Genomic DNA, 12,603 nt, shown 5'->3' with positions numbered 1-12,603 from the left:
GATCATTCATGAACAAGCAAATCAAAGCGGCTGGCGCCACGCTGGCGATCGCGGCACTGTTGTCGCTGGCGGGCTGCGGCACGTCCACGGTCAGCAAGAACATCTCGGACGATGGCCGCGCAGGCGAAGTTGTCTTCCCTGACATCGGGAAAGATGCCTGGTTGAAAGAAGGCACCTTCCCGAACGTCGACAACCTGCGCCGCATCGCACCCGGCGTCACGAAGGACCAGCTCTATGACCTGGTGGGCCGGCCGCATTTCCGCGAAAGCCTGTTCGGGGTTCGCGAGTGGGACTACATCTTCAACTTCCGCGTCCCGGGCGGCGTGAAGACCTGCCAATACAAGGTGATCTACGACACCGCGTTGCGGGCTCAGAGCTTCCACTGGCTGCCGGCGGATTGCGCCGAGCTGTTGAAGGTGGCTTCGCCTGCCGCCGAGCGCGTGACCGAAAAGGCAGCAGTGCCGCAGCGGGTCGAGCTGTCTGCCGATGCGCTCTTCGCTTTCGGTCGCTCGGGCCCGGCGGACCTGCTGCCGCAGGGCCGGCGAGAGCTCGATACGCTGGCTGCCAGCCTGCGCGGCGCGCGCGAATCCGGCCGGCTGCGCATCACCGGCCACACGGATCGTCTGGGCTCGACCTCCTTCAACGAACAGCTGTCGCTCGCGCGCGCCACGACCGTGCGTGATCATCTGGTGCAAGCTGGCGTGCCAGCGCGGGGCATGCAGGTGCTGGGCAAGGGCGAGACCGAGCCCAAGGTGGAATGCGAGCAGAAGAAGCGCGAGGAACTCATCGCCTGCCTGGCGCCGAACCGGCGCGTCGAGATCGAGGTGGACGGAGAGCGCTGAACTCCTTGGCTGGCGACCAGCACGCCCGGCGTTCCGATACCCGCCGGCGCGTGTCGCTTGGGCGCAGAAATGACAAAGGGGTTAGCAGATGCCTATCTGCTAACCCCGTCAATATTGGTCGGTGTGAAAGGATTCGAACCTTCGACCCCTTGCACCCCATGCAAGTGCGCTACCAGGCTGCGCCACACACCGAAGCGTTCGATTATAGCCGTGCGTTTTCAGTGGCTTGGACTCAGCAGTTCGCGAATTTCGTACAGTTCGCGCCGCAGATTGAGCAGCTGCGACAAATCGATGGTCCGGTCTGCACCTTGCGGCATCTCAGTGCCTTCCTTGAGCGCGGCTTCGAACTCTTCCTGATCGATCTCGACCGCCTCCATGCCTTCGAGCGGCACTTCGCCGGCCTTGCGACGGTCGCGCTCCGACTGGACCATCTCCTGCAGCTTGTTGCGCGCCCCGCTGATGGTGAAGCCCTGGTCGTAGAGCAGGTCGCGGATGCGGCGAATCATCAGCACCTCGTGGTGCTGGTAGTAGCGCCGATTGCCGCGCCGCTTCATCGGGCGCAACTGCGTGAACTCCTGCTCCCAGTAGCGCAGCACGTGCGGCTTGACGCCGCACAACTCGCCGACCTCACCGATCGTGAAGTAGCGTTTGACGGGAATCGGTGGGAGCGTTTTCTCCATTGAAATCAAGACGGTGCGAGGGAAACCTTAGAGATTACTCCACGCACCGCGCGCGACCAAGCACTATTCGGCGCCGAGGCTCCACTCCACCTCTTGCGGCCCCTCTTCGCCGATGCTGCCGTGAATTTGTTCCTTCAGCTTGGCACTGGCGTGAAAGGTGGCGACGCGGCGCTCGCCGATCGGAATGGCCTCGCCGGTGCGCGGGTTGCGGCCGGGCCGCGGCGCCTTGACGCGGATCTGGAAGTTGCCGAAGCCCGAAATCTTGACGTCCGTGCCCTCGATCAGGCTGGCCGCGATCAGCTCGAAGAAGGCTTCGACCATGTCCTTGGATTCGCGCTTGTTGAGGCCGATCTGCTCGAACAGCAGGTCGGCCAGGTGCGCCTTGGTGAGCGCAGGCGTTTCGAGGACTTCGAGCGTGAATTCCATGGCTTTCATACCCGCAGATGTGCGCCGAGCCGCGCGCTGAGTTGCTCGAGGATCGTGGCCACCGCCGCTTCGACCTGCTCGTCGGTCAGAGTGGCGCTGTCGCTGTTGAAACTGAGGCGCACGGCCATGCTCTTTTCGCCTTGCGCCAGGCCCCCGGGGGCGACGGTGCCGTCGCGCGCCACGGGCGGCCGGTAGATGTCGAACAGCACGGCATTGCGCAGCAGGCCGGGATCTGCGGCCGCGCGGATGGTGCGCATCAGCGCATCGTGCGTGATCGCTTCTGCCACCACGACGGCGATGTCGCGCTCCACCGCCTGGTGCTTGGGCACCGGTTGGGCTTCGGGCAGCGGCCGCGAGGCGACTGCATCGAGCTCGAGTTCGAACAGCACGGGCGCCTGGGCGAATTCCCATGTCTGGCGCCAGCGCGGATGCAGCTCGCCCACCACGCCGATGGCACGGCCGTCGAGCAGCACGCGCGCCGCGCGGCCGGGATGCAGCGCAGGATGCTCGGTCGCCTCGAAGTTGGGCACCAGCGGTGCCAGCAGCGCTTCGACGTCGCCCTTGATGTCGTAGAAGTCGACGCGCTGCGCCTTGCCGTCCCAGCGCGCCGCTTCGGCATCGCCCCAGGCCAGGCCGGCCACGCGCATGGGTTGGTGGATGCTCTTCACGGTGCTGTCGGTGGTGGCGACCGCGTCGTCGCGCACGAACACGCGGCCGAGTTCGAACACGCGCACGCGCGGCGCGCGGCGGTCGAGGTTGAACTTCAGCACCTGGAGCAGCGAGCCGATCAGGGACGAGCGCATCACGCTCATCTGGCTCGCGATCGGGTTCAGCAGCTGGATCGGATTGGCGTTGCCGGCGAGCTCCTGCTCCCAGTGCGCCTCGACGAAGCTGAAGTTGATGGTTTCCTGGTAGCCGAGCGCGGCGAGGCGATGGCTCACGGCGAAGCGGCCGCGCTGGACTTCGGGCCGCACGCGCGCCGTGATCGGCGCCAGCGGGGCCATGGTCGGCAGATTGTTGTAGCCGACCAGGCGGGCGACCTCTTCGATCAGGTCTTCCTCGATCTGAAGGTCGAAGCGATGCGGCGGCGGCGTGACCACCAGCGTCCCTTCGCCCTCTTCCACGGGCAGGCCGAGCCGGCGCAACGCGTCGCCGCACTGGGCCTGGGTGAGCGGCATGCCGATCACGCGGGCCGCACGCGCCACGCGCAGCGTGACGGGCCTGGCTTCCGGCAGGCGCAGGGTCTGGTCGTCGATCGCGCCGGCCTGGCCGCCGCAGATGTCGACGATCAGCTGCGTGATCCGCTCGATGATCTGGACCGTGCGGCTCGGGTCGACGCCGCGTTCGAAGCGGTGTCCCGCATCGGTGTTGAAGTTGAAGCGGCGCGAGCGCCCCTGGATGGACTCGGGCCACCAGAAGGCGGCCTCGACATAGATGTTGCGGGTGTCGTCGGACACCGCCGTGGCATCGCCGCCCATGATGCCGGCGAGCGATTCGACTTCGCCGCGTTCGTCGGCGATCACGCCGACCTTCTCGTCGACCGTGACCGTGTTGCCGTTGAGCAGCTTGAGCTGTTCGCCCGGCTTGCCCCAGCGCACCGTGAGGCCGCCGTGGATCTTGTCGAGATCGAAGATGTGGCTGGGCTGGCCGTACTCGAACATCACGTAGTTCGAGATGTCGACCAACGGCGACACGCTGCGCTGGCCGCAGCGCGCAAGACGATCGACCATCCAGGCCGGCGTGGCGGCCTTCGTATCGACGCCGCGGACGATGCGGCCCGAGAAGCGGCCGCACAGATCGGGGGCCGCGACCTGGATCGGCAGCTTGTCCTTCAATTCCACCGCCACCGGGGCGATGGCCGGCGTCTTGAGCGGTGCACCGGTCAACGCCGCGAGCTCGCGCGCGATGCCGTAGACGCTCAACCCGTGCGCCAGGTTGGGCGTGAGCTTGAGCGTCAGCAACGAATCGTCGAGCTTCAGCACCTCGCGCACGTCGGCGCCGATGGGCGTATCGCCGGGCAGCTCGAGCAGACCGCCGTGGTCTTCACTCAGCTTGAGCTCGCGCGCCGAGCACAGCATGCCCTGGCTCTCGACGCCGCGCAGCTTGCCCAGCTTGATCAGGAAGGGCTGGCCGTCGTCGCCCGGCGGCAGCTCGGCGCCGACCAGCGCCAGCGGCACCTTGATGCCGGCGCGCGCATTGGGCGCACCGCACACGATGTTGAGCAGGGTGCCCTGCCCCGCATCGACCTGGCACACGCGCAGACGGTCGGCGTTGGGATGCTGGGCCGCTTCCTTGATCTCGCCGACCACGACCTTGGTGAAGGGCGGAGCTGCCGGCCGGCGCTCTTCGACCTCGAGCCCGCCCATCGTGAGCGTCTCCGCCAGTTCTGCACTGGAAAGCGGCGGGTTGCAGAACTCGCGCAACCAGGACTCTGGAAATTGCATCTCGTCGTTCTCGTTCTCTGTTTACTGGAATTGGCTCAGGAAGCGCAGGTCGCCGTCGAAGAACAGGCGCAGGTCGCTCACGCCGTAGCGCAGCATCGTGAGCCGGTCCGGGCCCATGCCGAAAGCGAAGCCGATGTAGCGCTCGGGATCCAGGCCCATATTGCGCACCACGTTCGGATGCACCTGGCCCGAACCGGCGACTTCGAGCCAGCGGCCGGCCAGCGGGCCGGTCTGGAACTGGATGTCGATCTCCGCGCTCGGCTCGGTGAACGGGAAGAAGCTGGGACGGAAGCGCAGCACCAAGTCGTCGGTTTCGAAGAAGGTGCGGCAGAAGTCGGTGAACACGACCTTGAGGTCCTTGAAACTCACGTTCTCGCCCAGCCACAGGCCTTCGCACTGATGAAACATCGGCGAGTGGGTGGCATCGCTGTCGACGCGGTAGGTGCGGCCCGGCGCGATCACGCGGATCTCGGGCGCCTTGACCGCGCCGGTGGTGTCGGACGCCGCAGCCTCGAATTCGGCCGCGTACTTCCTGACGTGCTGATGCGCATAGCGCACCTGCATCGGGCTGGTGTGCGGGCGCAGGTTGTACGGGATGCCGTCTTCGCCGTTGATGTCGACGTAGAAGGTGTCCTGCATCGAGCGCGCAGGATGGTTCGGCGGGTTGTTGAGCGAGGTGAAGCTGTGCCAGTCGCTCTCGATCTCGGGGCCGTCCGCGACATCGAAACCCATGCTCGAGAAAATCGCCTCGATGCGTTCCATCGTGCGACTCACCGGATGCAGGCCGCCGGACGCGCGCTGGCGGCCGGGCAAGGTGACGTCGAGCGCTTCGGCACGCAGCTGAACGGCAAGCTCCTCGTCGGCCAGCTGCTGGCGGCGTTCGGTGAGCGCGGCCTCGATGGCCTGCTTGGCCACGTTGATCGCCGCGCCGCGCGACTTCTTCTCGTCGACGGAGAGCGCAGCCATGCCCTTCATCAGCTCGGTGATGCGGCCAGCCTTGCCGAGGAACTGCGCCTTGGCGTTCTCGAGTTCGGCCGGGGCTTTGGCCTTCGCGAAGGCAGCGCGTGCGGTGTCGACCAGGGAATCCAACTCGTTCATGGGGAATATTTCGAGGTGAAAGAAAAAAGGGCTGGAGCCCTTTCAAGCGCCAGCCCTTGTGCCGTGGGCGCAGGCCGCCATCCGGAAGACGGCAACCTGCTGTGCGGGATCAAGCAGCCAGCTTGGCCTTGACCTGCTCCACGATGCCGGCAAAAGCGGCCTTGTCGTGCACGGCGATATCGGCCAGGACCTTGCGGTCGATCTCGATACCGGCCTTGCGGATGCCGTTGGCGAACTGGCTGTAGGTCAGGCCCAGTTCGCGCGAAGCCGCATTGATACGGGCGATCCACAGTTGGCGGAACACGCGCTTCTTGGTGCGGCGGTCACGGTAGGCGTATTGGCCTGCCTTCATCACCGCCTGCTTGGCGATGCGGAAGACATTGCCGCGGCGACCGCGGAAACCCTTGGCGAGTGCGAGAACCTTCTTGTGGCGGGCGCGAGCCGTTACACCACGTTTGACGCGAGGCATGTGTGTACTCCTTGTTCGTCTGGATTAAATGCCGCTGCCGGGCAACATGGCGGCCATCGAAACCATATTGGTCTCATGAACTGCCGTTGCACCACGCAGGTGACGCTTGTTCTTGGTGGTCTTCTTGGTCAGGATGTGACGCTTGAAGGCTTGACCGCGCTTGACGGTGCCACCGGGACGAACGCGGAAACGCTTTTTCGCGCTGCTCTTGGTCTTCATTTTGGGCATGTGCATGCTCCTTTAGTTTGTGCTCGTGAGGCGCCGCGGATATTCCACGGGCTTGTTGGCCCCGAGACACTTCTTTATCCCGCCCTTGCTTGCACTTGGAGTGCCGGCAAGGGCGAAATCCCTTCGAATCCTTCTATCTCGTCAGCTCAGGCCGCGGCGGGTGCGGCTGTCGACTCAGCCGCCGGTTTGGCCGCGCCACCCGCCTTCTTGCGGCCCGGTGCGATCATCATGATCATCTGCCGGCCCTCGAGCTTCGGAAACTGCTCGACCACGATCGCGTCGCCGAGATCCTCGCGAATGCGCTGCAACAGCGCCAGACCGAGTTCCTGGTGCGTGATCTCGCGCCCCCGGAAGCGCAGCGTGATCTTGCACTTGTCGCCCTCGTCAAGAAAACGCCGGATGTTGCGCATCTTGATGTTGTAGTCGCCTTCGTCGGTACCCGGCCGGAACTTGATTTCCTTGACCTCGATGACCTTCTGCTTCGATTTCGCTTCGGCGGCCTTCTTCTGCTCGTGGTACTTGAACTTGCCGTACTCGATCAGGCGGCAGACTGGCGGATTGGCCGCCGCGACGACTTCCACCAGATCCACGTCTTGCTCACCGGCCAGCCGCAGGGCCTCGGCAAGACTCACGACACCCAATTGCTCGTTATCGGGCCCGATCAGGCGGACTTCCGGGGCCATGATTTCCCGGTTCAGGCGGTGTTGGCGTTCCTCGCGGTGGCGGCGGTCGCGAAATGCAGTAGCGATGGTCAGGATCCTTCAATCAATTTGCTACAAAAACTGTAGCGAACGCCGTCTAGTCCACGCCCACAAGCAGCCTGATTGCTCAAAATCAGCCTTTGAACCAGTTCAAATTCAAAGCTTGTGTTGGATGTCGTCGGCGATCTTTTGGGAGAACGCCTCCACCGACATGGCACCGAGATCAAGATTGCCCCGGGCGCGCACTGCGACGGCACCTGCTTCCTTCTCCTTGTCGCCCACGACGAGGATGTAGGGAAGCTTTTGCAACGAATGCTTCCGTATTTTATACGTAATCTTCTCGTTGTGCAGATCGAGCAAAACTCTAAGCCCTTGATTTTGCAGCGATTTCGCAACTTGAGATGCGTAATCTGCCTGCCCTTCGCTGATATTGAGCACTGCGACCTGCACCGGGGCCAGCCAGGCGGGCAGCGCGCCAGCATGATGTTCGATCAGCATGCCGATGAAGCGCTCGAGGCTGCCCACGATCGCGCGATGCAGCATTACCGGATGTGCACGGCCACTGGACTCGGTGACGTACTCCGCGCCCAGGCGCTCGGCCATGTTGAAGTCCACCTGCATCGTGCCGCACTGCCACTGGCGCCCGATGGCGTCGCGCAGCGTGTATTCGATCTTCGGCCCATAGAAGGCGCCTTCGCCGGGCGAGATCACGAATTCCACGCCCGATCGGCGCAGCGCCTCCATCAGCGCGTGCTCGGCCTTGTCCCAGAGATCGTCGGAGCCGATGCGGTTGTCGGGCCGCGTCGCCACCTTGTAGAGGATCTCGGTGAAGCCGAAATCGGCATACACCTTGAGCAATTGCCCCGTGTAGGCCACGCACTCCTCGAGGATCTGGTCTTCGGTGCAGAAGACGTGGCCGTCATCCTGCGTGAAGCCGCGCACCCGCATGATCCCGTGCAAGCCGCCGGAGGGCTCGTTGCGGTGGCACTGGCCGAACTCGCCGTAGCGCAGCGGCAGGTCGCGGTAGCTGCGCAGGTCGGACTTGAAGATCAGCACGTGGCCCGGGCAGTTCATCGGCTTGAGCGCGTAGTCGCGCTTCTCCGATTCCGTCGTGAACATGTTTTCGCGGTAGTTCTGCCAGTGGCCCGTTTTCTCCCACAGGCTCTTGTCGAGGATCTGCGGCCCCTTGACTTCCTGGTAGCCCGTGTCGCGGTAAACACGGCGCATGTATTGCTCGACCTGCTGCCAGATCGCCCAGCCCTTGGGATGCCAGAACACCACGCCGGGCGCCACCTCGTCGATATGGAACAGGTCCAGCTCCTTGCCCAGCCGGCGGTGGTCGCGCTTTTCGGCTTCCTCGATGCGCTGGATGTATTGGTCCAACTGCTTCTTGTCGGCCCAGGCCGTGCCGTAGATGCGCTGCAGCTGCTCGTTCTTGGCATCGCCGCGCCAATACGCGCCGGCCAGCTTCGTGAGCTTGAAGACCTTGAGAAAGCGCGTGTTCGGCACGTGGGGGCCGCGGCACATGTCGACATATTCCTGGTGGTAGTACAGGCCCATCGCCTTCTCGTCGGGCATGTCCTCCACCAGCCGCAGCTTGTAGTCCTCGCCGCGCGACTTGAACACTTCGATGACCTCGTCGCGTGGTGTCATCTTCTTGACCACGTCGTAGTCCTGCGCGATCAGCTCGCGCATGCGCGCCTCGATCGCCTCCATGTCCTCGGGGGTGAAGGGGCGCTCGTAGGAGATGTCGTAGTAGAAGCCTTCGTCGATCACCGGGCCGATCACCATCTTCGCCGTCGGGTAGAGCTGCTTCACGGCATGGCCGACCAAGTGGGCCGTTGAGTGGCGAATGATCTCCAGGCCCTCATCGTCCTTCGGCGTGATGATCTGCAGCTTCGCGTCGCGGTCGATCAGGTCACTCGCATCGACCAGTTGGCCGTCGAGCTTGCCGGCCACGGTCATCTTGGCAAGGCCGGGGCCGATGGACTTGGCAACGTCGGCCACCGAAACCGGGCCGGGAAACTCGCGGCGCGAGTTGTCGGGGAGCGTGATCTGGATCATGAGAAGAAAACCTCGCGAGAAAACAAAAAAGCGCGGTCTGGGACCGCGCTTTGGCTTGATCATGTGCTGGATGCTTCCAGCGTGCGCGGACTACCGGCCTCTTCCTTCAAGGAAAAGACCGCTCGTTGCCTGCGGTGTAGTTCGCGGTGTCATAACCAGGGTGCCTTTCTCGCTCTTGTTGCTGCTGAGACGGAGCTGCGCATTCTATCCGCAGGCTGCTCAGGACGCAGGTGCCGCGTTCTTGAGCCCGAGCACATCAATGGGTTCGATGGCCGGCGGCTTGGCGAACAGCTCCGGCGCCTTGGCCATCAAGGCCTGGGCGATCGGGCCGGCCAGATGCGCCTGGCGACCGGCCTCGTCCTCGAATGCGTCGAAGATGCCGAAGGTCGTCGGCGAGATGCGAAGGGCACACCAGATCGGCGTGGTCTTCTCGTCGCGCGCCATCGAAAGCCCCGCTTCGAGGAACTGCTGGACTTCGGCTTCCCTGCCAGGCTTGGCTTCGAGGCGGGCGAACAGTGCGAACTTGATCATGAAGGTCTCCGGTAGATACGGAAGCGCGGGATTGCGCGTCCATGGCGGTGACTCTAGGCCTCCAGTGGCACAGGATCCATTGGCATTTTTGACATCTTTGATATCGTTGTTGCCATGAAAGTCAACATCCTCGCACTCGACGGCGTGTTCGACACCGGCCTGGCCACGGTCCAGGACGTGTTCACCACAGCCAACGAATTGGCCGACATGCTCGGTCTGGACGTCGCTCCTTTCGAGACGAAGCTCACCGGTGTGAGAAAGAGGATCCGCACCTCGCAGGGCCTGAGCGTGCCCGTGGCCTCATCGCCCGACGCCGGCAAGCCGGATTGGATCGTCGTGCCCGCAATCGGCGAGAAGATGCCCGACGGCCTTCAGACCGCGCTGCAACGACGCGACGTCGCGGAGACCGGCGACGCGTTGCGCACGCAAGCCGGCCGGGGTGTCCGGATCGCCGCAGCCTGCATCGGCACCTTCGTGTTGGCGGAGTCAGGGCTGCTCGACCAGCAACACGCCACCACAACCTGGTGGCTGGCCTCGTTGTTTCGCCAGCGCTATCCGACAGTGAAGCTCGACGAATCGCGCATGCTGGTGAGCTCCGGCGCCTTCGTCACGGCAGGCGCGGCGCTGAGCCACATCGACATGGCTTTGCTGCTAGTGCGCCAAGCCAGCCCCGAACTCGCAGCGCTGGTGGCGAAATACCTGATCGTCGACTCGCGGCCTTCCCAGTCCGCCTACGTGATCACCGCTCACCTAAGCCACTCGGACCCGACCGTGGAGCGCTTCGAGCGCTGGGCCCGCGGCCGGCTGGCAAACGGCTTTTCACTCGACGAGGCGGCTGCGGCCGCCGGCACCAGCAAGCGCACCCTGGCCCGCCGCATGCAGCAGGTGCTCGGCAAGACGCCTCTGTCCTATTTCCAGGACTTGCGCGTGGAACGCGCCGTCCATCTGCTCAAGACCAGCGACAAGAGCCTGGAACAGATCGCGACGCTGGTGGGCTACGCCGAGGGCGTGACGCTGCGCGCCCTGCTGCGCCAGCGCCTAGGCCGCGGCGTGCGAGAGCTGCGCACGGTCGACTGAGGCGAGGCGAGGCGAAAAAAACCCCGCGGATTGCTCGCGCGGGGACAAAACTCAAGCGTCGATGAGATCAGAGATCAGTGGAACTGCTCTTCCTCGGTCGAACCGGTGAGCGCCGTCACGCTCGACTTGCCGCCCTGGATCACGGTGGTCACTTCATCGAAATAGCCGGTGCCGACTTCCTGCTGGTGCGACACGAAGGTGTAGCCGCGGTCGCGCGCCGCGAACTCGGGCTCCTGCACCTTCTCGACGTATGCCGACATGCCGCGCTTCACGTAGTCCTGCGCCAGGTCGAACATGTTGAACCACATCGAGTGGATGCCGGCCAGCGTGATGAACTGGTACTTGTAGCCCATGGCGCCCAGCTCCTTCTGGAACTTGGCGATGGTCGCGTCGTCGAGGTTCTTCTTCCAGTTGAACGAGGGCGAGCAGTTGTACGCCAGCATCTTGCCGGGATGCACCTTGTGCACCGCTTCGGCGAACTTGCGCGCGAACTCGAGGTCGGGCGTGCCGGTCTCGCACCACACCAGGTCGGCGTAGTGGGCGTAGGCGACGGCGCGCGAGATGGCCTGGTCGATGCCCTTCTTGGTCTTGTAGAAGCCTTCGGCGGTGCGCTCGCCCGTGAGGAAGGGCTTGTCGTTCTCGTCGTAGTCGCTGGTCAGCAGGTCGGCCGCTTCGGCATCGGTGCGGGCAATCACGAGCGTCGGCGTGCCGCAGACGTCGGCCGCCATGCGCGCCGCGATCAGCTTCTGCACTGCTTCGGTGGTCGGTACCAGCACCTTGCCGCCCATGTGGCCGCACTTCTTGACCGAAGCGAGCTGGTCTTCGAAGTGCACGCCGCCGGCGCCGGCCTTGATCATCGCCTTCATCAGCTCGAAGCCGTTGAGCACGCCGCCGAAGCCTGCTTCGGCATCCGCCACGATCGGCGCAAAGTAGTCGACATAGTCCTTGTCACCGGGGTTGCTGCCCTTGGACCACTGGATCTCGTCGGCGCGGCGGAAGGTGTTGTTGATGCGCTCGACCACCGTCGGCACCGAGTCGACCGGGTAGAGCGACTGGTCGGGGTACATCGAGGCGTAGCTGTTGTTGTCGGCAGCGACTTGCCAGCCGGACAGATAGATCGCCTTGACGCCGGCCTTGACCTGCTGCATGGCTTGGCCACCGGTGAGTGCGCCCAGACAGTTGACGTAAGGCTCGTTGTTCACGAGATCCCAGAGCTTCTCGGCGCCGCGGCGCGCGAGGGTGTACTCGATCGGGAAGGAACCGCGCAGGCGCACCACGTCGGCTGCGCTGTAGCCGCGCTTGATGCCCTTCCAGCGCGGGTTGGTGGCCCAGTCTTTTTCGAGGGCAGCGATTTGCTGTTCGCGGCTCATTTGTTCAGTGATGGTTTGGGGCATGGTTACTCCGAGGGTTGGTTGAGAGTTGGGCGTTGCGGCCGTGGAATGACTGTACGACAAGCCTCTACTCTTATGTCTTATAGAAGACATATATTTCACCCTTAAAAATCAATCACTTACGCATGATTTTCTCAATGCGGAATAAATTTTCTTGTATTGAGAAAAAATATTGCGATGCAGCATGCGCGGATTTCACAATACGCAATGAACTCTTCATTCATGAAATCGAGGGCCTGTGCGCCAGCCAGTCGCCGCTTGCGATCACCGGCCTGCCGACGATGCGCTTCGGATGGATCTCGTAGACCAGGCACACGAGTTCCTCCGCGCCGGCTTGCACTTTCACTTCGCGCTTGATGTATTCGCCGCTGTCGTCAGGCTTCACTTCCTCGAGCAGATCGAGCTGTGCTTCGAGTGCCGATGTGATGGCATAGACCTCGCCGACCACCCGCGCAGTCCCGCCGAGCACGGCGCCCGGATAGCTGCCCAGGTCGTACAGCGTGCCGGCGACGGAAGTGTCGGCCACATGCTCGGGCGCGGGCGAGAAGCGCGCGATGTCGTTGCGCCCGCCCGCGCGCAGGGTGCCGTAGACGAACACGTGGCGGGTCGGGCCTGCCCGGCCTGCGGAATGGGGCATCATCGAATCAATCCT

Annotated in this window: 14 protein-coding genes and 1 tRNA gene; 3 read left to right on the top strand and 12 right to left on the bottom strand. The window is 64.0% G+C overall.

The genetic code is table 11. The features are described 5' to 3' along the window. Positions 1–8 precede the first annotated feature (8 nt). Positions 9–842, top strand: coding sequence for an OmpA family protein (locus tag AC3A6B_RS28565; RefSeq protein WP_487840010.1), 834 nt, complete (start codon positions 9–11; stop codon positions 840–842). A gap of 115 nt (positions 843–957) precedes the next feature. Here AC3A6B_RS28565 and AC3A6B_RS28560 read toward each other — a convergent pair. The 8 genes from AC3A6B_RS28560 to infC all read right to left on the bottom strand — a co-directional run bounded on the left by AC3A6B_RS28560 (position 958) and on the right by infC (position 6,870). Then, positions 958–1,034, bottom strand: a tRNA-Pro gene (locus AC3A6B_RS28560). 26 nt (positions 1,035–1,060) lie between these two features. Next, on the bottom strand, positions 1,061–1,522 hold the full coding sequence (locus AC3A6B_RS28555) for a MerR family transcriptional regulator (protein ID WP_487840009.1): 462 nt from the start codon (positions 1,520–1,522) through the stop codon (positions 1,061–1,063). A gap of 63 nt (positions 1,523–1,585) precedes the next feature. After that, positions 1,586–1,957, bottom strand: coding sequence for an integration host factor subunit alpha (locus tag AC3A6B_RS28550; RefSeq protein WP_487840008.1), 372 nt, complete (start codon positions 1,955–1,957; stop codon positions 1,586–1,588). Further along, entirely contained in the window at positions 1,954–4,392 is a 2,439-nt protein-coding gene (gene pheT / locus AC3A6B_RS28545) for a phenylalanine--tRNA ligase subunit beta (RefSeq protein ID WP_487840007.1), read from the bottom strand. Before pheT ends, AC3A6B_RS28550 begins: the two co-directional genes overlap by 4 nt. A gap of 21 nt (positions 4,393–4,413) precedes the next feature. Continuing rightward, positions 4,414–5,490, bottom strand: a complete 1,077-nt coding sequence (gene pheS, locus AC3A6B_RS28540) for a phenylalanine--tRNA ligase subunit alpha (protein ID WP_487840006.1) — start codon at positions 5,488–5,490, stop codon at positions 4,414–4,416. A gap of 109 nt (positions 5,491–5,599) precedes the next feature. Continuing rightward, positions 5,600–5,959 carry a 50S ribosomal protein L20 gene (rplT, locus tag AC3A6B_RS28535; protein ID WP_028253492.1) on the bottom strand — a complete coding sequence of 120 codons (360 nt, stop codon included), beginning with the start codon at positions 5,957–5,959 and terminating at the stop codon, positions 5,600–5,602. 24 nt (positions 5,960–5,983) lie between these two features. Then, the gene (gene rpmI / locus AC3A6B_RS28530) at positions 5,984–6,187 is read right to left on the bottom strand and encodes a 50S ribosomal protein L35 (RefSeq protein WP_028253491.1); all 204 of its coding nucleotides are present in this window, start codon (positions 6,185–6,187) and stop codon (positions 5,984–5,986) included. 146 nt (positions 6,188–6,333) lie between these two features. Next, positions 6,334–6,870 (bottom strand): translation initiation factor IF-3, encoded by a 537-nt coding sequence (infC, locus tag AC3A6B_RS28525; protein WP_487840005.1) that lies wholly within the window; start codon positions 6,868–6,870, stop codon positions 6,334–6,336. On the opposite strand from infC, the gene AC3A6B_RS28520 reads away from it, so the two are divergent. Further along, positions 6,781–6,975 (top strand): hypothetical protein, encoded by a 195-nt coding sequence (locus AC3A6B_RS28520; RefSeq protein WP_251010462.1) that lies wholly within the window; start codon positions 6,781–6,783, stop codon positions 6,973–6,975. The two genes, infC and AC3A6B_RS28520, sit on opposite strands and share 90 nt — an antisense overlap. 69 nt (positions 6,976–7,044) lie before the next feature. Here the strand turns inward: AC3A6B_RS28520 and thrS are convergent, their stop codons facing one another. Next, positions 7,045–8,952, bottom strand: a complete 1,908-nt coding sequence (thrS, locus tag AC3A6B_RS28515) for a threonine--tRNA ligase (RefSeq protein ID WP_487840004.1) — start codon at positions 8,950–8,952, stop codon at positions 7,045–7,047. Positions 8,953–9,171: 219 nt separating this feature from the next. After that, positions 9,172–9,483: a putative quinol monooxygenase gene (locus tag AC3A6B_RS28510; protein WP_487840003.1), complete on the bottom strand. Its 312-nt coding sequence runs from the start codon at positions 9,481–9,483 to the stop codon at positions 9,172–9,174. A gap of 114 nt (positions 9,484–9,597) precedes the next feature. Here AC3A6B_RS28510 and AC3A6B_RS28505 point away from each other — a divergent pair, with 114 nt between their 5' ends. Further along, on the top strand, positions 9,598–10,560 hold the full coding sequence (locus tag AC3A6B_RS28505) for a GlxA family transcriptional regulator (RefSeq protein ID WP_487840002.1): 963 nt from the start codon (positions 9,598–9,600) through the stop codon (positions 10,558–10,560). A gap of 74 nt (positions 10,561–10,634) precedes the next feature. Here the strand turns inward: AC3A6B_RS28505 and aceA are convergent, their stop codons facing one another. Both aceA and AC3A6B_RS28495 read right to left on the bottom strand, forming a co-directional pair. Then, a complete protein-coding gene (gene aceA / locus AC3A6B_RS28500) occupies positions 10,635–11,954 on the bottom strand; it encodes an isocitrate lyase (protein ID WP_487840001.1) in 1,320 nt (439 codons plus the stop codon). Between the two features lie 217 nt (positions 11,955–12,171). After that, a complete protein-coding gene (locus tag AC3A6B_RS28495; protein WP_487840030.1) occupies positions 12,172–12,588 on the bottom strand; it encodes a gamma-glutamylcyclotransferase family protein in 417 nt (138 codons plus the stop codon). Between the last annotated feature and the right edge of the window lie 15 nt (positions 12,589–12,603).

The organism is Variovorax sp. Soil_C_33, from assembly GCF_057656935.1.
Note: the sequence above shows the minus strand (reverse complement) of the source record. Positions and strands in the feature narration are given on the sequence as shown.

Excerpts from the sequence above, each read along its gene's own strand:
- rpmI (WP_028253491.1), bottom strand. The coding sequence starts at position 6,187 with ATGCCCAAAATGAAGACCAAGAGCAGCGCGAAAAAGCGTTTCCGCGTT.
- aceA (WP_487840001.1), bottom strand. The coding sequence starts at position 11,954 with ATGCCCCAAACCATCACTGAACAAATGAGCCGCGAACAGCAAATCGCT.
- rplT (WP_028253492.1), bottom strand. The coding sequence starts at position 5,959 with ATGCCTCGCGTCAAACGTGGTGTAACGGCTCGCGCCCGCCACAAGAAG.
- AC3A6B_RS28495 (WP_487840030.1), bottom strand. The coding sequence starts at position 12,588 with ATGCCCCATTCCGCAGGCCGGGCAGGCCCGACCCGCCACGTGTTCGTC.
- AC3A6B_RS28555 (WP_487840009.1), bottom strand. The coding sequence starts at position 1,522 with ATGGAGAAAACGCTCCCACCGATTCCCGTCAAACGCTACTTCACGATC.
- infC (WP_487840005.1), bottom strand. The coding sequence starts at position 6,870 with ATGGCCCCGGAAGTCCGCCTGATCGGGCCCGATAACGAGCAATTGGGT.
- pheT (WP_487840007.1), bottom strand. The coding sequence starts at position 4,392 with ATGCAATTTCCAGAGTCCTGGTTGCGCGAGTTCTGCAACCCGCCGCTT.
- AC3A6B_RS28505 (WP_487840002.1), top strand. The coding sequence starts at position 9,598 with ATGAAAGTCAACATCCTCGCACTCGACGGCGTGTTCGACACCGGCCTG.
- AC3A6B_RS28550 (WP_487840008.1), bottom strand. The coding sequence starts at position 1,957 with ATGAAAGCCATGGAATTCACGCTCGAAGTCCTCGAAACGCCTGCGCTC.
- AC3A6B_RS28565 (WP_487840010.1), top strand. The coding sequence starts at position 9 with ATGAACAAGCAAATCAAAGCGGCTGGCGCCACGCTGGCGATCGCGGCA.
- thrS (WP_487840004.1), bottom strand. The coding sequence starts at position 8,952 with ATGATCCAGATCACGCTCCCCGACAACTCGCGCCGCGAGTTTCCCGGC.
- pheS (WP_487840006.1), bottom strand. The coding sequence starts at position 5,490 with ATGAACGAGTTGGATTCCCTGGTCGACACCGCACGCGCTGCCTTCGCG.
- AC3A6B_RS28510 (WP_487840003.1), bottom strand. The coding sequence starts at position 9,483 with ATGATCAAGTTCGCACTGTTCGCCCGCCTCGAAGCCAAGCCTGGCAGG.